The organism is Paraburkholderia fungorum (genome assembly GCF_046027215.1).
Taxonomy (GTDB): Bacteria; Pseudomonadota; Gammaproteobacteria; order Burkholderiales; family Burkholderiaceae; genus Paraburkholderia; species Paraburkholderia fungorum_D.
The window spans coordinates 1,428,869-1,448,364 of record NZ_JAQQEN010000001.1; the positions used below are offsets into that span (position 1 = coordinate 1,428,869).

Consider the following 19,496-nt stretch of genomic DNA (forward strand, 5'->3'; position numbering starts at 1 on the left):
AGAATATTCGATTCGCTTGGGAATCCCTATGCCAGACGCTGTTACGTCATCGCCGCTATCGCCGTCTTCGCGTGCTTCACCACCTTCACCTCCTTCTCGAATAGGCCCTCTGTTTGCGTTGTATCCCTTCCTGCGTCCCTATGCCGGCCGCTGGGCGCTCGCCTTCCTTGCGCTGGTGACGTCGGCGGGCGCCACACTGGTGTTGCCGGTGGCGTTCAAATACCTGATCGATCGTGGCTTTGCCGGGGGCGACCGGGCGCACATCGATCGTTATTTCCTCGCGCTATTCGTCGTTTCGCTGGTACTGGCCGCCGCCACGGCGTTGCGCTTTTACCTCGTGTCGTGGCTGGGCGAGCGGGTCACGGCCGACTTGCGACGTGCGGTCTACGGTCACGTGCTGGGGATGAGCCCGCAGTTCTTCGAGACCACGCAGACCGGCGAGGTGCTGTCACGGCTCACCGCCGACACCACGTTGATCCAGACGGTGGTGGGCACCAGCCTGTCGCTGGGATTGCGCAACTTCTTCCTGTTGACGGGTGGCGTGGCAATGCTGGCGGTGACAAGCCCGGTGCTGTCCGGCTACATCATCGCGACGCTGGTCATCGTGGTTGCGCCTATCGTGATCTTCGGCCGGCGCGTGCGGCGGCTCTCGCGCGCAAGCCAGGACAAGATCGCGAACACGAGCGCGCTGGCGGGCGAGGTGCTCAATGCCATGCCGACCGTACAGTCGTATACGCAGGAGCCCTTCGAGGCGCATCGGTATGCCGGCGCGGTGGAGGGAGCCTTTGAGACCGCGCTCACGCGCATCCGCGCGCGCGCCTGGCTGACCGCCGTGGTGATCGTGCTGGTGTTCACCGCAATCGTATTCGTGCTGTGGCTCGGGGCGCAGGCGGTGCTGGCCGGACGGATGACGGCGGGCCAATTGTCCCAGTTCATCCTCTACGCAGTGTTCACGGCCGGCGCCGTGGGAGCGGTCGCCGAGGTGTGGGGCGATCTGCAGCGCGCTGCCGGCGCCACCGAACGTCTGCTGCAATTACTCGCGGCGCGCTCGCCGGTGGTGGAGGCCGAGACCACGGTCACGCTGCCTGTGCGAGGCGAGGGCATCCGCTTCGAGAACATCAACTTCTCGTATCCATCGCGCCCAGGCATTGCTGCGCTCTCAGCACTCTCGCTCGATGTCCGTCCGGGCGAACATGTCGCGTTGGTCGGCCCGTCCGGCGCGGGCAAGACCACGCTATTCCAACTGTTGCTGCGCTTTTACGATCCGCAATCCGGTCGCATTCTGATCAACGGCGTCCCAACGCGTGATGTGCCGCTGATCGAGTTGCGCAAGGAAATCGGCGTGGTGCTACAGGAATCGGTGATCTTTTCTGGGAGCGTGCTCGACAACATCCGCTATGGCGCCCCCGACGCCACACTTGCGCAAGTGCAGCAGGCTGCCGACATGGCCGCTGCGGCCGGCTTTATCGAAGAACTGCCGCAAGGCTACGACACCTTTCTTGGCGAGCGCGGCGTGCGACTGTCTGGCGGACAGCGTCAGCGCATTGCGATCGCTCGCGCGATCCTGAAGAATCCACCGATCCTGCTGCTGGACGAAGCCACCAGTGCGCTCGATGCCGCCAGCGAACGGCTGGTGCAAAAGGCGCTGGACAATGCCGCGCAGAACCGCACCACACTAGTCATTGCACACCGCCTCGCGACTGTCCAGCAGGCCGATCGGATTGTCGTGCTGGAGCAGGGGCGTATCGTCGCGCAGGGTCGTCACGTCGAGCTCCTTTTGAACTCGCCGCTCTATGCCCAGCTTGCTGCGTTGCAGTTCGGCGAGCAGTTGGGGCAGACGGTGCAGCAAGGCGCTGTGAACGGTCATGTTGGGCTGGCGTGAATTAACGACAATACGAAGTTGGGTGCGATCACCGCGAAAAGAACTGAATAACCCGGGGGACTCGCGATATTCGTTCTTCAACTACGACTGATGCGAGGTCTTGAGACGGAGCGGGTGTCGCTGCGGATCGTGCGCTGCGGCGTTGATTGACGAGACTGGTCGTTGACGACGGACGCGTACCGCCATCTAGGGACACTCGCATGCACTCGCGCTCGGCCATTCGAGCGTCTGTCCAGTGGCTGGTAACGGACACTAGCGCGGCAATACTGATGTCTTTCCGTAGTGACGATGGAGCGCGCAATCTCTCGCTCTAGTCCTGTATCGCGCGTTCATGCTGAATAGCGCAACTTCCACGCGACACTAATGCGCCGGTCTACGCTGGCCGGCGTTGTTGGAATGGCAAGATGCGTGGTGGAACTCGCTGGCCTTGGGCGAATAAGGCCCAGGCTGGCCAGTGGCGGCAATGTCGGTTCAGCTCGCCTGTACCGCCGGCGCCAAACCGGCCCGGCTCCAGAACGCGATAGCGGAAGACGCCAGCAAGAGCACGGCAGAGATCGCCATCGTGCTGCGCACACCACCCATGATGTCTACGCCGGTGCTGCTGGCAACAATGGCGCCGAAAATGGCGACGCCGGTCGCGCCGCCCACCTGGCGCGCCGTGTTCAGCACGGCCGACGCGGTCCCCGCCTGGTGGCGTTCCACGCCCGATAGGATGGACGTCGTCATCGCCGGCACCGCCAGTCCCATGCCGATGGGGATCAGCGCGAGGCCGGGCAGCATATCGAGGAAGGTTGCGTGGTCCGAGATGCCGAGCGTGCCAAGCAGCGCGTAGCCGGTGCAAGCGATCAGGCTGCCCACCACCATGGGCACGCGCAGTCCGGTACGCGCCGACAGGCGCCCACTGGCGATGTTGGAAATGATCGCGGTCCCTGTCAGCGGCAAAAAGGTCAGGCCTGTCGCGAACACGGAATAGCCGCGCCCTTTTTGCAGGTAGAAGCTGAGCACGAAGATCACGCCGTAGTAGCAGAAGTTACCCAGCACGCCAAACACCACGGCGCCCGAAAAACGCGTGCTATGGAACAGTGTCAGCGGCAGCATCGGCGCGCGCACGCGGCTCTCGACAATGAGGAAGGCGGCGCCGGCGACGAAGGCCAGCACGAAGCCCCCTTGCACCACCAGGCTGGAAAGGCCCCGTGCCTGCACCTCGATTACCGCGCCAATGAAGCCTATCAGCGCGAGCACCGACAGCAGCTGGCCCGGCAGGTCGAAGTGGCGCGATGGTGCCTTCCTCACCATAGGTGGCACGACGTAATACGTCAGCGCGAAGCCGGCCACACAGATCGGCACGTTGACCCAGAAGATGCTGCGCCAGCCCGCCGTCGATAACAGCAGGCCGCCGATCACGGGACCGGCCGCGATCGACACACCGCCGGCCGCCGTCCACCAGCCGATGGCCTTGGCCAGCATTTTCTTATCGTGGGCATAGGTGAAATTGAGGATGGCCAGCGAACTGGGCAGGAGCAGCGCCGCGCCCACGCCCTGCGCTGCGCGGGCCATGTTCAGTGCAAGGGCCGACGGCGCCATGGCGCAGGCGATGGACGCCAGCGTGAACAGGCCGAAGCCGGTCAGGAACGCACGCTTGGAGCCGAATTTTTCGCCCATCACGCCGGCTGACAGCAGGAAGGCGGCGAAGCCCAGCGTGTAGGCGTCGACCACCCACTGCAGGGTGCTGACCCCGGCGCCCAGCTCCATGCCCATCTTGGGCAGCGCCACGTTGACGATGGTTACGTCCAACTGGACGATGATGAAGGCGAAGCTGCTTGCCAGCAGCACCGCCAGTGACGGCTGGTGCGACGCCGGGTTCGATGTTGTGCGCATATTGTTTCCTATGGGGACGCAGAAGAAGTCCGGCCTGAATCCCACGAGCATCGTCCTGCTGCCGCAGTGGAACGACCTGATGGGACACTAGCGCCGGTGGCGTCCAGCCGCCATATCACCAGCCATTCGGACCCGCGAGCGCGGCGCCCTTCGCGATGGCCGAAAAGGGCGCCGACTAGCGGCGCCCGGAAAGACCTGGTGCTTAGCGACCAGCGCTCTGGCCGCCGTCGATGTGCAGGATTTCTCCGGTGACGAACGATGCCGAATCAAGATACAGGACAGCATTGGAGATATCGCTCATCTCGCCGATGCGGCCGAGCGGATGGAAGCCACCCAGCGCTTCGTGGGTCTCCGGCGCGTGCATCGGCGTCTTGATAACGCCTGGCGCGACGGCATTCACGCGAATCCCTTTCTTGGCGTACTCAATCGCCAGCGACTTCGTGGCGGCGTTCACACCACCCTTCGTCAAGGCTGCCAGGACCGAATAGATGCCGCTGATCGCATTGTCACCGATGCTGGCCGTCACGCTCACCACGTGGCCGCTTGAATGCTTTTCCATTTCGGCGATGGCGAGTTGCGTGATGTAAAAGAAGCCCGCCATATTCACATTCATCACCGCGGCGTAGTCTTCTGCGGTGTTTTCGGTAAAAGGCTTGCCGATGTAAATGCCGGCGTTGTTCACCAGCGTGTCGATCCGGCCGAACTTCGCGACGCCTTCGGAAATGACACCTTGCGCGGTCAGCGGATCGCCAATATCGCCGGCAACCGTCAGGATGTTCGGATCTTCCGAGGGTTCGATCGAACGCGAGGTCGCAACAATGCGGTAGTCCAGCTTGCGAAATGCCTTGACGATGTCGGCACCAATGCCTTGCGATGCGCCGGTAACGACGACAACCTTTTGTGACGTGCTCATGCTTTACTCCAAAGAAATAGTTGTTTGGCTTTGACGCCAATCGGACCGATGGCTCCGTGGCATCCATTGAACGTGGCAACGAGAAGCCTCGTGCGCAGGCAAGCTCCTGAGCCAGAATGACGAGTCAATTCATCAGAGGGCGCGCCCTCGACATTCATGATTTTTTTGCTCCACTCGTCGCAAACGCGGTATCGGATGAATAGGCTCTCAGTGGAACCGATGGTAGCCGGATGCGATATCTGCAACAATTGGCCATTACGGCAAATCATCTTTGTCGAAACAGCATTTTTGGTCAGGTTTGCCGTGCGGTCCGCCTGCAATGCGTTCGGGAGTAGTCCAGTGATCGGACCCTCGGGCAGGCTGACCCGCTGGTGCCGTTACGCCTGTTAGGCGTCTCCGAGGTACGGGGCGCCTCTTCGCTATGAGTCAGCCATGAACGTCCAGGCTTTACGTTACTTTTTGATGCTCTCGACGACTGGGAGTTTTCTGGCCACAGCCCGACACTTCGAGGTCCCCGCTTCGTCGGTGTCACGATTCATTGCGTCTCTGGAAAGGGAACTGGGACAGCAACTCTTTTACAGGAGCACGCGTGCCGTCACGCTCACCGAGCAGGGGCAGCGCTACTATTCGCAAGTACGTGAGGCTGTGGAACTGCTGGATAACGCTGCCGATCAGCTCGCCCACAGAGACGCCGGTATCCGGGGACTAGTAAAGATCAATGCGCCAGAGGGGCTTGGCAGGCTCCATATCGCCCATCTGGTCAATGAGTTGCAAGCCAGATATCCCGACCTGTCGGTAGAACTCACTCTCACGGATAGTGTCATTGATCCGGTGCAGGAAGGTGTGGATATCACGATACGTGTAGGGCGACTAATAGATTCGGGGCTAATAGGCAAGGTTGTGGGTGCTCATCGATACTTGCTTGCTGCGAGTCCTGAATACCTGGCTTTGCACGGCACCCCGCAAACCCCGGATAATCTGTTACAGCACAGTTGCCTCTTGTTCAAGGGTCCGCAAGCACCGCAGAAGTGGTATTTCAGGCGCTCGTCCAAGGAGACCTTTAAGCCGCAGGACGTAAGCGGTCCATTGCGAAGCAACAATGCCGAGGTATTGGTGGCTGCTGCTTTGGCAGGACGCGGAATCGTGCTCTTCCCAAGCTGGGTGTTCGCTCCGGCAAGCTTTAAAGATCGGAAGCTTGTGAGCTTGCTGACAGACTGGGATATCTCCGTGTCCGTTGAAGAGCTATACATCCAGATTCTCTCGGCTGAGAACAGATTGCGGTCACGAAAAGTGCGCGAGGTGTCTGCTTTCCTTGTCGATGCGATCGGATCGCCCCCTTACTGGGACAATGTGTAGCTTTCGACTTCGGTGCTCGTGGTCATATCCTTGACCTCCGTAGAAAGGGGATAGGGCGGGTGACAACTTTGTCTTTGGTATGTTGAATTCAAGTTTTCGCGCGCTAATCGCAAGCTGACCCCGCATGAAAATCCATAAGCAGGCGATAAATATCCACTTGATAAATTATTTGTGGCCTCAACACACGTGACGACCTGCCTGCGTGTCTTCATCAGGGAATGGCCATTGCACTTCGGCAACAGCCATTGATGTCCCGGCACGTTCACCGTTTCCTCAGGGTCGAACTGGGCCGGTCATTGAAGTGCCGGCCTGACCAAATTGAGGTAGCTCGATGCGAACATTCAGTTTATGACGCTCATCGCGAGTAACATGCCATTTGTCGGGCGAGGATAGGGAATACACCTTCAACGAAGGAGATGCCATGGGTGTGGGAGGCAAGGAAATGCAGGGGATGTCGTGTGAACGGCTGGAACGGATCGAGCGTTTCGTCGACGACAACTATGTTGCCACCGGCAAGCTGGCAGGTGCCCTTATCCAGGTATGGCGGTGTGGCGGACTTGCGTTGAACTCGGTACTCGGTCTCGCCGACCGGGAGCGGCAGGTGCCGCTAGCCGAGGATTCGATCTTCCGTATCTACTCGATGACCAAGCCCATCACCTCTGTGGCGGTCATGATGTTGGTCGAGGAGTGCAAGATCGCTCTGGACGACCCCGTCAGCAAGTACATCCCGGCGTGGGAAAAGCTCGGTGTTCATGCGGGGGGCTTCATGGAAAGCTTCCAGACGCGTCCGCCCGGCCGCCCGATGCTCGTGGTCGACCTGTTGCGCCATACCTCCGGCTTGACCTACGGCTTTCAACAGAACACCAACGTCGACGCAGCATACCGCAAGCTGGGAATCGGCGACCTTGCAACCGAGGGCACGCTGGAGGAGATGATCGAGAAGCTGGCCACGCTGCCGCTCGATTTTTCGCCGGGCGAAGCGTGGAACTATTCAGTCTCCACTGACGTGCTCGGTTATATCGTGGGCAAGGTCAGCGGAACGTCGTTTGAGGTCTTTCTGAAAGAACGGATCTTCGATCCATTGGGCATGGTCGACACGGCCTTCTACGTGCCGGAAGACAAGGTGTCCCGTTTCTGCGCGTGCTACGCCGTCGGTGCGCTCGGCTCGAAGATCGCATCCGCGCAAGGGCCTACGCTGCAGGATGATTCCCGCGTCAGCGCTTATCTCAAGCCCCCCACTTTTGTTTCCGGCGGCGGAGGCCTCGTATCCACCGCGACCGACTACATGCGGTTTGCGCGCATGCTGCTCCAGGGCGGCGAACTCGATGGCGTGCGTCTGCTGGGTCCCAGGACACTGGCACTGATGACCGCCAACCATCTGCCGGGCGGTCTCGACCTGCCTCGCCTGTCGCGCTCGATGTTCAGCGAGGCCAGCTACGAAGGGGTCGGTTTTGGACTTGGTTTTGCCACCACCATTACGCCGTCGGCCACCCTGATTCCGGGCAGCGCGGGTGACTTTTTCTGGGGCGGTGCGGCCAGTACATTCTTCTGGGTCGATCCGCGCGAGGACCTGATCGTGCTGTTCCTCACTCAACTCCTGCCGTCGAGCGCGCACCCGGTGCGTCGTCAGTTGCGCACGCTGGTCTACAGCGCGATTACGGAGTGCGGGCCCTGAGGTCCGCACCTTTGGCAGTAGGAATGGATTGCCTCGCACCTGCTGGGCAATCGATGTCCGGGATTCCGAACGGCTATCTGATAGCGAGGCGTGAACCGATCGGCGTGGTCGGCCAGATCATTCCGTGGAACGTACCGGCAATTATGGTAGCCCTATGCCGCGCGTCACGACGGGCAATACGATGGCCCCTTGCGTAGTCATTGGTGAGCGCGCCGCCGAAATCACAAACTGCGGCCACCGGTGTTAGGGAAAATCCCGCACCAGCCACGTACGCTATATGGATAGCACTTCGCGAGATGTCATTTCGTGGCGAGACCGGTAGTTGGAGGATATCGGCAGCAGTGTCGCCCGCGAGCCAACGTTTTTTTTGGCTAGTCAAACACCATGTGGACACCCTCTGGACGCGGATGTCGTACGATCGGTCGAATGAGGTGGGGAAGGTGTGAGAAGCATTAGGAGCATTGGATAAGAAGCAGAGAGAAGTCGCTACGTTCGCTGATCGAAAAGTGGCTGACGCCCACGGGCGGTCATCATGTTTCGCGGCGCGGTGTGCGCCGCGAAAGCTTTGTAACGACACAAGACAATGCGTCAGAGATGCGATTTGCCAGTTTATCGCGGCCTTTCAATGGGTGACACAATTACTACCGAAACGGTCACACTTTTACGTCGGTTTAAGGCGGCTGTTGAGCGGCGCAACAGCCGTCCCCCGATTGTCATCCAGCTCTGAACGAAATCGTCTTGGTAAAGGTGAACTCGTTCATTCCCTCCACGCCGAATTCACGGCCGTATCCCGACCGCCGGATGCCACCGAACGGCGGCGCGCTCAACATGGTCCCGGGGCCGTTGTTAATCGATAGCCCGCCAGTGCGAATCTTCAGAGCCATTTCATACGCCCGCCCAACGTCGGCCGAGTAGATGCCGCCGCTAAGACCAAACCGGCTGTCGTTGGCAATGCCTATCGCCTCCTCGTCGGTGTCGAAGCCGATGACCGAACCAACGGGACCAAATACCTCTTCCTGGGCAATACGGAAATCGTTACGGACGTCATCGAAAAGCGTCGGTTCGTGGAAGAAGCCCTTGTCGAGGTGTCTGGGGCGCTTCCCGCCAGTAACGAGCCGCGCGCCTTCTGCGACGGCGATGGCGACATACTCTTCTGTACGCGTGCGCTGCGCTGCCCGTATCAGCGGTCCCATCTGGACGGCGGGATCGGATGGGTTGCCAATCTTCAGATCGCGCACCGTCGCGGCGACTCTTTCGACGTACGTCTTTCGAATGGAGTTGTGCACGACGTGGCGGGTAAGCAACTGGCAGCCTTGCCCGCAATGCGCCGTGAAACCGCGTACGCCCGCCTGTACCGCGGCGTCGAGATCGGCGTCCTGCCGCACGATCAGCGCGGATTTGCCACCGAGTTCGAGCACTACGCGCTTAAGTGTGCCGGCAGTCTGCCGCTGTATCGCTTCTCCAACAATGTCTGAACCGGTGAAGCTCACCATGTCGACGCGCTCATCGGTGGTGAGTACTTCGCCGACTTCCTTGCCGCCGGTGATGATGTTAAGCACACCCATCGGGAGGCCAACTTCTTCTGCGATCTCGCCGAGCAGGAGCGCTTCGACCGGCGTGTATGGCGAGGGTTTCAGGACGACCGTGCAGCCCACCGCCATCGCCGGAATGATCTTGCCGATATTAAGAAAGAATGGAACGTTATAAGGCGTAATCGCGACTACGACACCGAGCGGTTCGCGCACTACCGTTGCGGTGCCGACAACTTTCGTGCCGTCTGGCGCCATGACAATTTCGGGCGGAACTGCAGTGACCCCTTCGCGATCGCAATGATCGACAATGAATTGCGCGTGCTTCATGGGAATACCGAATTGCAGCGTCTGGGCAAGCGATACGGTGGATCCCGCTTCCGCGATGATCAGGCTGCAAATTTCTTCTCGACGACGGTGAATGGCGTCAAGAAACTGCTGGAGTTTTGCTTGTCGCTGCCGTCCTGTCAGGCGCGGCCATGTGCCTCTGTCGAAAGCGTCACGGGCTGCCGCAATTGCATCGCGCGCGTCGCGCGGACTGCCGAGTGGCACTTTGGCGATGACTTCTTCGGTTGCAGGATTAATGACGTTATCGGCGTCAGGCGTGGCTTGCCATTGTCCGTTGATGAACAGGCAGTTCTGGTGCTTTAATCTAAGCATGGTATTTCCTCAGGTGTTTCTGGATATTGTTACTGATTGAATGCAGCAGTCACGCGGACTGCAATTTTTCGGCCGCGACTTCCCCGATGAGCACGCATGGCGCCATCGTGTTGCCTGTAGTGATCTCGGGCATTATCGAGCCGTCGGCGATGCGTAGATTCGCTATGCCATACACCCTCAGATCGCCGTCGACGACGGACATCGCGTCACGGCCCATCTTCGCAGTACACGTTGCGTGGCCATACGATGTCACGCCATTACGTATGAAGCCCTCTAAATCGGACTGGTAGACGGACGCCGGCAATACCTCGCGTTTCACGAACGCACGCATGGCCGGTGAATTTCCAATGTCGCGACAGAGTTCCGTCGAAAACTTGAGGATCCGCATTTCTTCCGGATCGCCAAGTGGATTCCAGAAGAGGTCGATGGCATCGATCGGATCGGCAGAGCGCAATTTCAGGTGGCCACGGCTACGCGGCCGGACGATGGATGGCGACAGCGACCACGCGTTAGGTACTGCGTGGGAAACGTGCTTTTCTGTCAGGTGAGGCACTTCGATCAAAAATGGCTGTATGTCGGGCGCGCTTGCACGGCTGTCGCTCTTCCAGAAGAAGGTGGCCTCCGCTTTGTTGTTATTCGGCACGACGGGTGTGGGAGACTCCCACATGCATGAGCCGACAAGGCTATGGTCCTGAAAATTCTTTCCGACGCCTGGAAGATGCATCTTCGGCTCTATACCGAGGCGCCTCAATTCGACTTCATCTCCGATGCCGGAAAGCATCAATGTGCGCGGCGTGTTAAATGCACCCATGGACAGCACGATTTCGCGCGACGCGTTCACGCAAACCGTTTTGCCGCGCCAGGAGAATTCGACGGCGGTGGCTTTTGCACCGGCGATTTTTACGCGATGAACCAGAGCCGCTGTGAGTACCGTGAGATTAGGCTGGTTCATCACAGGATAAAGATAACTGGTCGGCATATTCCTGCGCCTTCCGTCTTTCACGATCAGGTTGGCAAGCGCGGCACCGCCGCTCGCTTCCATCATCGCCCCGTTGTGGTCGTCGAAGGTCGGTATACCCGCGGCGGCCGCCGCTTCGAGCATTGCCGGAGCGAGCGCGCACGGATTCTGCGCGGTCTGGACCCAGACCGGACCACCTGTGCCACGGCGCGCGCTGTCGGGCACGCCTTGCCAGTCTTCTGCCTTGCGGTAGAGTCTCAGCGCATTGGCGTAATTCCACGCGGAATCGCCGGATATTTCTGCCCACCTATCGAAATCCGCCTGGTGACCGCGTGCCCAGACCATGGTATTCACGCTGCTCCCGCCGCCCAACGCTTTACCCATCAACTGGGTCATGCGGCGACCATTAAGATCCGCTTCCGGCTGCGCGTCGAATTGCCAGAACAGCTCAGGGAAACGGACGACGGGATACGAACTTGCGAAGATGATGCTGGGCAGGTCGTCGCTTCCGCCTGCTTCAAGAAGCAACACTGTCACGCCCGGGTCTTCAGCCAGACGACGCGCGACAACAGAACCGGCCGAACCCGCGCCGCACACGATGTAGTCGTAACTTTCGCGCAACGATTCCTGTTGCCTGCGCTGATTCTGCCCCACCGCGATTGCCTGATCGGCCATAGCGTCGGCCGTGGCCGCGGGGATCGACGTCGACGCCACCGCCGCAGCGACGAACTGTTTGTGACCGATTGATCCGCTGATCGCCTGCGCCTCCAGCGCGTCAAGCAATGCACCGCTTTCCGAACCATTGTTTTTCTCGATAATCATCGTTTCGTCTCGCTCCAAGTTCTCAACTCTGAAGTACAACACTCTGACTCCTATAAGGAGTTTCCATGGAAAGGCGATATCACCAACTACGACCTGACGGTCAACACTGCCTTCGTGCGTACGGCGACCGGGTCTGGAAAAACGTCCGCCAGAGGCCGTAGTTCGATTTGGATCAACGCGTAGCGCGTGTGCTAGAAAGCATGCCAGATGCCGAGTGTCGCTACACCCTGTGTCGAAGAAGAACTCGGCGAATTTCCGAAGATCTGCGCGGGCTTGTGGCCACTTGCGTGCTGCAGTACGTAACCCGCGTAGATACCCGTTGACTTTGAGAGATAGTAGTTGCCGACGACGCCATACTGATTGCGCACGCTCGCGTAAAAGACGTTGGACGGACCGTGATTTTTGCCGAGATATGTGTAGGCGAGGCCAATCGTGGCGGCAGACGAAAGCGCGTAATTAATGCCTGCGTCGACGATGTCGGCCGTATCGCCCGTCAGCGTCCATTTCGATTTTGTGTACATCGTGTTGAGCGTAAATGCGCCCAATTTTGCGGTACCTCCGACACCGAGTGTCTTTAGCGTGCCGGATGTGAGATTGTCCTTGCGGGCTGCGTACGCGGCGGCGGCATAAAACATCTGGTTGGACCACGAACCGCCATAGCTCTGCGTGCTGCCCGGCGACCCGAAGCCGGGCGCGTCGCCAAAACCGTACATCGCGCCGAGACGCACGGATTGCAGCGGCGAATACGTCAATTTGACGGAATTGTCTACCTCGGCCCCGGCAACCCGATCGAGTGACGGATTGCTGCCGTTGTTGCCGAAGAAGTTCGGGTTGATCGCCGGATGGAATTCCAGTGCGGTGCCGAACCACAGGTTTGCCGTGTTCTGCAGGAAGTCGAGCATGAAGTCGGTTTGTCGTCCGGCGATGACCTGAACCTGGCTGTTGGCTAAGCCCACATAAGCATAACGGCCGAAGATGCGTTGCGCAGTGGCGCTGCTTTGCCCGAGTGTGCCGTTGCTCACGGAGAAACCGCTTTCAAGTCTGAAGATGCTCTTGAAGCCGCCGCCTAGATCTTCGACGCCCACCAGACCCCAACGGTCGCCCCTGCTGATGCTGCTCGCCTGGGAGACGGCGCTATGGCCGCCCTGGTTGCTTGAATAGAGAACGCCAGTATCGAGAATGCCGTACAGTGTCACGCTGCCTTGCGCTTGGGCGACTGTCGCAGCGGTTGACGCGAGGAGCAGGATGCCGGAATACAAGCGTGCCTTCATTTGCTTTCGTCTCCTGAACTGTGGAAAGTTAATGGTTTTAGTTAGCACTGCGTCAATCGCCTGAAGGCTTTTCTTTTTCCTTGATGAAAAGCATACAGACCAGACCAAACAGTGGGCCGATGGCCAGCACGCTAAATGCCACCGAAAACGAGTGACTCATCTGGAATGCCGCGCCCACTACGACTGGAGACAGTGCTGAGCCAGACTGCCAGACTGCATTGGCGATTCCCGCGGCTGATCCAGCCATCTTCGGTCCGCCTTGCTCGGCTACCTGCGTGACCAGCAGAGGGGCAGCTATGAAAGCGCCAATGCCGATCAGCGGCGCCGCGATCAACAAGGAGGTCAGATTCGACAGCTGCCCGAAAACTAGCAGCATCACGCAGAAGAAGCCGAGCGATGCAATAGTCAGGGCCCTGCGTCGCCCGCCGAGTCGGTCGGACAACCAGCCGACAGCGGGATTGCTGAGCAGCCCCGCAATGCCTGCAATCGACAAAACAAAGCCGGCCTGAACGGCGGAAATGTTATGGCCTTTGACCATCAGGGAAATGGTCCACGTGCTAAAACCGAGCGTTCCCCAAAAGGCACCGCAACCCGCGAGCCCGAGCAACACGAAATTGCGAGTGAATAGTGCCGACATGCGCGGTTTCGTGTGTTGCAGCGTGGGGAGTACCGTATCGTTGCTGTTGGGACTTTCACGAACCACGATTGCGCAGATGATCGCGAAAATGAGCACGACAACGCCGAGGCCGTGATATGTGTCGCGCCAGCCGAACTTCTCTACGATCGTGGGCAGCAGCGCGTTGGTAGTGATGACCGCGATTGCGGATGCCGTCATCAATAGTCCGATCGCACGCCCCCGTTCGCGTCTGTCAAACCATTGCGTTACTAGCTTGACACCAGACGCGTAGTCGGCTCCAGCAGTCAAGCCCATGATGACCTGGAGGATCAGACCGACGATGAGCGACGTCGTGTAGCCGAAACAGAAGGTTGCAGCCGCGAGACTGAGCACAGATATCGACAGCATGGCACGCCCCCCGATGCGGTCAGTGGTGACGCCTCCGACCACGTTTGACAGCACATAGCCAACATGGAACGCGGTGACGAATACGCCTAATGCGGCGAGCGGCAGCGCAAGCGATTGACCGACCGATATCGCCAACGTGCCATACGCAAGTCGGCAAACTGTGCTGAGTACCAAGGCGGCCCATGCGAAAAGCAGGACGATCCACCGGAAAGGCGAAGCAAAGGCAGGCGACGCTTGCGATGTGGATGTGGGAAGTGCTGTTTGCATACCTGTCTCCAAACTATGACTCTGCGTACGTTGACCCCTTTGTGTGGCAGGGCTTGGCATCCATGATTGCGTGGAACTGCGGCGGGAAGAAAATCATAGTTAGCAAAACCGTGTTGCTACGGTGGAACGATCGAGTTACGGCGAGCCACACCTTGCGGATCGATTCACTGAGAGCCTTTCACAATTCAGCCGTGAATACTCGCGCATGTTCAGGGCGCCCCCCCGATTTGACGTCTCCGGATTACGCGTGGCCGAACAAAGTTAGCGCCTGAATGCAGGCCTGCTTTCCACGTTCGATTGCGTGCCGAATGCCGGTATTCCAGAAACGCATATCAATGGATCGAATATTGATTGTTCATGGGCGCTTCGTCTTACTAGACTGACGAGAGGCTATTCGTGCGTTTGCAGCGCGGATCGGGTAACTTACGCGGAAGAAAATATTTGATGAGTACGGAAATTCAGGGCCAGGTGGTGGCTGATAAGGCGAAACCGCGCGGGCGGTTTCCTCATGTGGTTCGTGCCGGCGATCTGCTGTTTGTCTCCGGGACGAGTTCCCGCCGACCGGATAACTCGTTCGTCGGGGCATCGGCGGACGCGATGGGTACATCGAAGGTCGACATTCGTGAGCAAACCCGCGCCGTTATCGAAAACATCAGAGACATTCTCAAGTCGCAAGGTGCGGATCTTTCCAATCTGGTAGAAATCACGACATTCCTCGTCAACATGAACGATTTCGGTGGGTATAACGAAGTGTATGGCGAGTATTTTGACGAAACCGGCCCCGCACGCACGACGGTTGCGGTGCATCAGTTGCCCCATCCATTGCTCACGATCGAGATAAAGGCGATTGCCTGTCTGCCGCGTACCTGAGTGGACCCTCACAACCGAAAACATTAGGAGATGCTGGAATGTTGGTGCACGGAAAGCCACTCAATTTTCGCAAATGGATCGAAGACAACGCCCATTTGCTCCGGCCGCCTGTTGGAAATCAGCAGGTCTATCAGGACGCTGATATTCTAGTGACGGTTGTCGGAGGACCAAACCACAGAACCGACTATCACGACGATCCCCATGAGGAATTCTTCTACCAGCTCATTGGCAACGCGTATCTCAACCTGATAGTTGACGGCAAGCGGGAACGTGTCGATTTAAAGGAGGGAGATATCTTTCTCCTGCCTCCTCACGTGCGGCATTCACCTCAGCGTCCGGAAGCCGGTAGCGCCTGTCTGGTGATCGAGCGTCGAAGAGCGCCAGGTCTGGTGGACGGCTTTGAGTGGTACTGCGAAAACTGCGACGGCATGGTCTACCGCGTGGAGGTTCAGTTGAACAGCATTGTGAACGATCTCCCGCCGCTCTTTTCGTCGTTCTACGAGTCCCGGGAAAAGCGAACGTGTCCCCATTGCGGTACTGTCCATCCGGGGCGGGAAGGGGGAGCTCACGCGCGCTTCGGAGCCGCCTGAAGGCGATGCGCCCGGTCAGCGCGACCATCTGCCGGCGGCTTCTCACCGATATTCGATCGAACTGTTCGCACCTGTCGCTCCAACGAGCCAGGTGCTTTTTTACGTCCAGAATATGAGGTGTCCGACGATCAGATTAAAGCGCTGATATTCCAGTTTTGCATACAGGTTGCCGAAGGTTTGATTATCGCGCGCGATTTTGTCCCTCTAGACTCGATTCATCGAGGTCTTACAGCAAGACTCCTCTGCGGTCCGTCCATGCCGCGCAGGCGTCGCGGCGAAGTGCCGCCAGACTGTAATTCGATTTTATTTTCATGATGAGGCGGGAGACTAGATGATTGCGGAGACATTAGCCGATGCGCGGCCAACTCGCACTGCGCGGCGCGAGGAAATCAAGGTAGTGGTCGGCGCGTCCGTGGGAACGGTGCTTGAATGGTACGACTTCTTCCTGTACGGCAGCCTGGCTATTTTCTTCAGTAGCCACTTCTTTCCCGCTGGCAGCGCGACGGCTGGCTATCTTGCTTCGCTCGCCACCTTTGGCGTTGGCTTTATCATCCGGCCGCTTGGGGCCGTTCTTTTCGGCCGTTTCGGCGACAAGGCGGGCCGTAAGGCCACGTTTCTGGTGACGATAGTCGTCATGGGGATATCAACCGCCGGAATCGGAGCATTACCGTCGTTTCAGAGTATCGGTTGGGCTTCACCAATCCTGCTTGTTTCGCTTCGTATGCTGCAGGGACTGGCGCTCGGCGGCGAATATGGCGGTGCGGCAACCTACATCGCCGAGCATTCACGTGCCGATCGTCGAGGATTCACAACCGGCTTCCTGCAGACCACCGCAACTTTGGGCTTTCTGCTGTCGCTTGGCGTCACGCTCGTCTGCAAGGCCTTCGTGTCGACGGAGGATTTCGCCTCGTGGGGCTGGCGCCTGCCTTTCCTGAGCTCTCTTATCCTGCTTGCAATCTCGACGTACATCCGGACGACATTGTCGGAGTCGCCCGTATTCGCCAGGATGAAAGCTGAGCACCGGTTGTCGGCATCTCCTTTGAAGGACAGTTTTCTTGTCTGGCAGAATGTACGGTCGATGCTCGTGGTTCTTTTTGGCGCACAGGCTGCCGTTGGGTTGATCTGGTACACGTGCAATTTCTACACGCTCTATTTCCTGACGACGACTCTCAAAGTCCCAACGGGCGAGGCTTACGGTTTCATCGTAATCATGCTCGTATTTAGTCTTCCTCTTTACGTGACTTTCGGATGGCTCTCGGACAAGATTGGACGGAAGTGGGTCATACTGACGGGATGCGCGTTGGCAGTGCTTACGTTTCTGCCTATCTATACGAACCTGTCGAAGGCCGTTAACCCGGAACTAGTCGCTTTTCAGCAAGCCGTGCCCATCCGGTTGGCGGCGAACAACTGCAGCTCGGAGTTGTTCAGCACGCCAGTTTCGGGTTGCGATCGCGCTCGCGACTACCTCACTCAGGCCGGGCTTTCATATCAGGTCGAGGCCGGGGCTCAGGATGGAACGCTCGTCACTCGCTTTGGTAACGTGGCGGTAAGCGGTTTCGAGCCGGCCGCATACAAGAAGGCTCTCGCTGCCGCCGGGTATCCAGCCAGTACTGACATCAAGCGGGTGAACCGCCCGCTCATGTTCGGGCTCATCGCGCTGCTGATGATCTGGGGTGCCATGGCTTACGGACCGATGTCTGCGTACTACGTCGAGCTCTTCCCGGCGAAAATCCGCTACACGTCCATTTCTGTTCCATATAACATCGGAGCGGCCGTATTTGGCGGGTTGGCACCGTTCATGTCGACGGCAATCGCGGTCAAGACCGGGAATGTCTACTATGGCTTGTGGTACGCAATCATTGTTGGCGGCATTGCCGTCCTGATCGGCGCGCTCTTCATGAGGGAAACCAGAGGCAGCGATGTCACGGAATAATGTTCGCGGCCAGATGTGGCAGACAACCAACTCCAGTAGGGAGCACGCGTTGACGAAAGGTAGTTGCGAAGCAGCGGACCGGAGGAAAGTGTGACTCATATTGCAATGTCGGGCCTGACGGAAATGCAGAAGTACTGGCTTATCACCGGCAGCGTTGGTCCGCGGCCCATCGCCCTGGTGACGAGCCTGGCTCGCGATGGCTTGTGTAATGCCGCGCCATTCAGCGCCTTCAATTATATGGGCGAGGATCCGCCACTTTTCGCGATTGCGGTGGCTAGCTATGGCGAGGAAAGCCATCGATTGGGCGAGGAAAAGGACACGCTACTGAACATCAAGGAGCGTGAAGAGTTCGTCGTCAACATGGTGGACGAACCCATACTGGAGCGCGCGGTGCAATGCGGTAGCGACTTTCCCTCTCACGTTTCAGAACCGGAGGTGGTCGGGTTGACGCTTGCGTCTTCGACCATGGTGAAGGTGCCGAGAATTGCGGAGGCGCCGATCTCGTGGGAGTGCCGCCTGTTCAAGATTCTGGACGTTACACACCAAAGAGCAGTTGTGTTCGGCGAAATCCTTGCTATGTATTTCCGCGAGGACCTGATCGATGAGGAGAAGCTCCGGGTCCGTGTCGACAGGTTCGAGCCGTATGGCCGGCTTGGAGGCCCGAATTACTGCCGTACTACGGACCGGATTCGCGTGCCTGTGCCGACGTATCTATCGTCGGCCGGTGTGCCTCGCGAGTAGGAGCACGCTGGTCGCGTAAGTATGAGGGCCCGTGGCGGTGCCGTGCCAGATTCTGACTAAGCGGAAAACATCTGATGATAGTTTTACTATAGGACGATTGCTTTGATCGGACTGGCGTTCGTTCCAGTGTTAACATAGAGGCATCCTAGCAAGGGTTCTACCGTCATGCCACAGCACCGACTTAGTCAGATTGGATTGAGCCGTAGTCTGAAACTAAGTCAACTGCTGATCTTCGATCGCGTCCTCGAAACGGGGTCGATCCTGCATGCCGCGCATGAAATGCGCTTGAGCCAACCCGCGGTGACCAAAGTCATCCAGGAACTGGAGGCGAGCTTTCAGGGCGCCTTGTTTGCCCGGTCCAATAGAGGCGTCGTACCGACTGATCTCGGGCGGATTGTTGGCAGGCGGGTAAAGTCGCTGCTCGGCGAATTCCGGCACATGACCGAAGAGGTTGATCAATTCCGGTTCGGCGGCGCGGGCCACATAGTCGTTGGAACACTCATTGCCGCCTCGGCTCATCTGTTACCCGCCGCCATCACCAAGCTCAAGGAACGTTCTCCAGATGTGCTGGTTACCGTCAGGGAGGGGCCGACGGCGCAATTGTTTCCATCGCTCGCGACCGGTGAACTCGATATCGTAGTAGGTCGACTCCCTGAAGTAGAGTTGCCGCTATCTGACGCATTTCCTCTAACGCATCATGCCCTCTTCGAAGACTCCCTCGCAGTTGTAGTGGGGAGCGGACACGAGATTGCCCGGGCTCCCAATACGTCTCTTCGGGATCTTGCAGCGATGCCATGGATCTTGCCGACGACGGAGTCCCCTTTGCGAGTTGCCGTCGAGAAGATGTTTCGAGCGGCGGGACTGTCATTGCCTTCGGATCTGGTTGAATCGCTATCCGTATTGACGAACCTCGGGTTGCTTCTCGATGCGCCTCGGGTTGGCGTCATGCCTCATGTCGCCGCGGCCCAGTTCGTGCGATCCGGTTTGCTGCGTATCCTCGATATCCGGGAGACGGGATCCTTTGGAACGGTGGGCTATTCGGTACGTTCGAAGAAAGTGCTGAGCCCCACCTGCGAAGCCTTTATTGAATGCCTGCGCGCCGTCGCCAAACCTTGAAGCAAATACAT

General features: G+C 58.7%; 15 protein-coding genes. 9 read left to right on the plus strand and 6 right to left on the minus strand.

Annotated elements, in window-relative coordinates:
• Positions 1-28 precede the first annotated feature (28 nt).
• A complete protein-coding gene (locus tag PQR27_RS06345; protein WP_408522859.1) occupies positions 29-1,882 on the plus strand; it encodes an ABC transporter transmembrane domain-containing protein in 1,854 nt (617 codons plus the stop codon).
• A gap of 471 nt (positions 1,883-2,353) precedes the next feature.
• On the opposite strand, the gene PQR27_RS06350 is transcribed toward PQR27_RS06345, so the two are convergent.
• Together PQR27_RS06350 and PQR27_RS06355 are read right to left on the minus strand one after the other, a co-directional pair.
• Positions 2,354-3,760 carry an MFS transporter gene (locus PQR27_RS06350; protein ID WP_408522860.1) on the minus strand — a complete coding sequence of 469 codons (1,407 nt, stop codon included), beginning with the start codon at positions 3,758-3,760 and terminating at the stop codon, positions 2,354-2,356.
• A 202-nt stretch (positions 3,761-3,962) separates the two neighbouring features.
• Positions 3,963-4,673 carry an SDR family NAD(P)-dependent oxidoreductase gene (locus PQR27_RS06355; protein ID WP_408522861.1) on the minus strand — a complete coding sequence of 237 codons (711 nt, stop codon included), beginning with the start codon at positions 4,671-4,673 and terminating at the stop codon, positions 3,963-3,965.
• Positions 4,674-5,105: 432 nt separating this feature from the next.
• Between PQR27_RS06355 and PQR27_RS06360 the strand changes: the two genes are divergently transcribed.
• The 3 genes from PQR27_RS06360 to PQR27_RS06370 all read left to right on the plus strand — a co-directional run bounded on the left by PQR27_RS06360 (position 5,106) and on the right by PQR27_RS06370 (position 7,901).
• Positions 5,106-6,029 (plus strand): LysR family transcriptional regulator, encoded by a 924-nt coding sequence (locus PQR27_RS06360; protein ID WP_408522862.1) that lies wholly within the window; start codon positions 5,106-5,108, stop codon positions 6,027-6,029.
• A 421-nt stretch (positions 6,030-6,450) separates the two neighbouring features.
• Positions 6,451-7,704, plus strand: a complete 1,254-nt coding sequence (locus PQR27_RS06365) for a serine hydrolase domain-containing protein (protein ID WP_408522863.1) — start codon at positions 6,451-6,453, stop codon at positions 7,702-7,704.
• Positions 7,705-7,757: 53 nt separating this feature from the next.
• The gene (locus tag PQR27_RS06370) at positions 7,758-7,901 is read left to right on the plus strand and encodes an aldehyde dehydrogenase family protein (RefSeq protein WP_408525424.1); all 144 of its coding nucleotides are present in this window, start codon (positions 7,758-7,760) and stop codon (positions 7,899-7,901) included.
• Positions 7,902-8,417: 516 nt separating this feature from the next.
• Here the strand turns inward: PQR27_RS06370 and PQR27_RS06375 are convergent.
• The 4 genes from PQR27_RS06375 to PQR27_RS06390 all read right to left on the minus strand — a co-directional run bounded on the left by PQR27_RS06375 (position 8,418) and on the right by PQR27_RS06390 (position 14,235).
• Positions 8,418-9,893 carry an aldehyde dehydrogenase family protein gene (locus PQR27_RS06375; RefSeq protein WP_408522864.1) on the minus strand — a complete coding sequence of 492 codons (1,476 nt, stop codon included), beginning with the start codon at positions 9,891-9,893 and terminating at the stop codon, positions 8,418-8,420.
• Positions 9,894-9,942: 49 nt separating this feature from the next.
• Complete coding sequence (locus tag PQR27_RS06380) at positions 9,943-11,673, minus strand: GMC family oxidoreductase (protein WP_408522865.1); 1,731 nt, start codon at positions 11,671-11,673, stop codon at positions 9,943-9,945.
• A gap of 191 nt (positions 11,674-11,864) precedes the next feature.
• Positions 11,865-12,944 carry a porin gene (locus PQR27_RS06385; protein ID WP_408522866.1) on the minus strand — a complete coding sequence of 360 codons (1,080 nt, stop codon included), beginning with the start codon at positions 12,942-12,944 and terminating at the stop codon, positions 11,865-11,867.
• A 52-nt stretch (positions 12,945-12,996) separates the two neighbouring features.
• On the minus strand, positions 12,997-14,235 hold the full coding sequence (locus PQR27_RS06390) for an MFS transporter (protein ID WP_408522867.1): 1,239 nt from the start codon (positions 14,233-14,235) through the stop codon (positions 12,997-12,999).
• Between the two features lie 444 nt (positions 14,236-14,679).
• On the opposite strand from PQR27_RS06390, the gene PQR27_RS06395 reads away from it, so the two are divergent.
• The 5 genes from PQR27_RS06395 (at position 14,680) to PQR27_RS06415 (ending at position 19,485) form a co-directional block, all read left to right on the plus strand.
• Positions 14,680-15,105: a RidA family protein gene (locus tag PQR27_RS06395; RefSeq protein ID WP_408525425.1), complete on the plus strand. Its 426-nt coding sequence runs from the start codon at positions 14,680-14,682 to the stop codon at positions 15,103-15,105.
• A 38-nt stretch (positions 15,106-15,143) separates the two neighbouring features.
• A complete protein-coding gene (locus tag PQR27_RS06400) occupies positions 15,144-15,695 on the plus strand; it encodes a 3-hydroxyanthranilate 3,4-dioxygenase (RefSeq protein ID WP_408522868.1) in 552 nt (183 codons plus the stop codon).
• A gap of 331 nt (positions 15,696-16,026) precedes the next feature.
• Positions 16,027-17,628 (plus strand): MFS transporter, encoded by a 1,602-nt coding sequence (locus tag PQR27_RS06405; RefSeq protein ID WP_408522869.1) that lies wholly within the window; start codon positions 16,027-16,029, stop codon positions 17,626-17,628.
• A 90-nt stretch (positions 17,629-17,718) separates the two neighbouring features.
• The gene (locus PQR27_RS06410) at positions 17,719-18,369 is read left to right on the plus strand and encodes a flavin reductase family protein (protein ID WP_408522870.1); all 651 of its coding nucleotides are present in this window, start codon (positions 17,719-17,721) and stop codon (positions 18,367-18,369) included.
• 165 nt (positions 18,370-18,534) lie between these two features.
• Positions 18,535-19,485: a LysR family transcriptional regulator gene (locus PQR27_RS06415; RefSeq protein ID WP_408522871.1), complete on the plus strand. Its 951-nt coding sequence runs from the start codon at positions 18,535-18,537 to the stop codon at positions 19,483-19,485.
• The last annotated feature ends 11 nt before the right edge of the window (positions 19,486-19,496 follow it).

Coding starts and splice junctions, on each gene's coding strand:
- PQR27_RS06365 (WP_408522863.1), top strand. CDS start 6,451: ATGGGTGTGGGAGGCAAGGAAATGCAGGGGATGTCGTGTGAACGGCTG.
- PQR27_RS06400 (WP_408522868.1), top strand. CDS start 15,144: ATGTTGGTGCACGGAAAGCCACTCAATTTTCGCAAATGGATCGAAGAC.
- PQR27_RS06415 (WP_408522871.1), top strand. CDS start 18,535: ATGCCACAGCACCGACTTAGTCAGATTGGATTGAGCCGTAGTCTGAAA.
- PQR27_RS06360 (WP_408522862.1), top strand. CDS start 5,106: ATGAACGTCCAGGCTTTACGTTACTTTTTGATGCTCTCGACGACTGGG.
- PQR27_RS06375 (WP_408522864.1), bottom strand. CDS start 9,893: ATGCTTAGATTAAAGCACCAGAACTGCCTGTTCATCAACGGACAATGG.
- PQR27_RS06370 (WP_408525424.1), top strand. CDS start 7,758: ATGTCCGGGATTCCGAACGGCTATCTGATAGCGAGGCGTGAACCGATC.
- PQR27_RS06395 (WP_408525425.1), top strand. CDS start 14,680: ATGAGTACGGAAATTCAGGGCCAGGTGGTGGCTGATAAGGCGAAACCG.
- PQR27_RS06405 (WP_408522869.1), top strand. CDS start 16,027: ATGATTGCGGAGACATTAGCCGATGCGCGGCCAACTCGCACTGCGCGG.
- PQR27_RS06380 (WP_408522865.1), bottom strand. CDS start 11,673: ATGATTATCGAGAAAAACAATGGTTCGGAAAGCGGTGCATTGCTTGAC.
- PQR27_RS06345 (WP_408522859.1), top strand. CDS start 29: ATGCCAGACGCTGTTACGTCATCGCCGCTATCGCCGTCTTCGCGTGCT.
- PQR27_RS06390 (WP_408522867.1), bottom strand. CDS start 14,235: ATGCAAACAGCACTTCCCACATCCACATCGCAAGCGTCGCCTGCCTTT.
- PQR27_RS06350 (WP_408522860.1), bottom strand. CDS start 3,760: ATGCGCACAACATCGAACCCGGCGTCGCACCAGCCGTCACTGGCGGTG.
- PQR27_RS06355 (WP_408522861.1), bottom strand. CDS start 4,673: ATGAGCACGTCACAAAAGGTTGTCGTCGTTACCGGCGCATCGCAAGGC.
- PQR27_RS06385 (WP_408522866.1), bottom strand. CDS start 12,944: ATGAAGGCACGCTTGTATTCCGGCATCCTGCTCCTCGCGTCAACCGCT.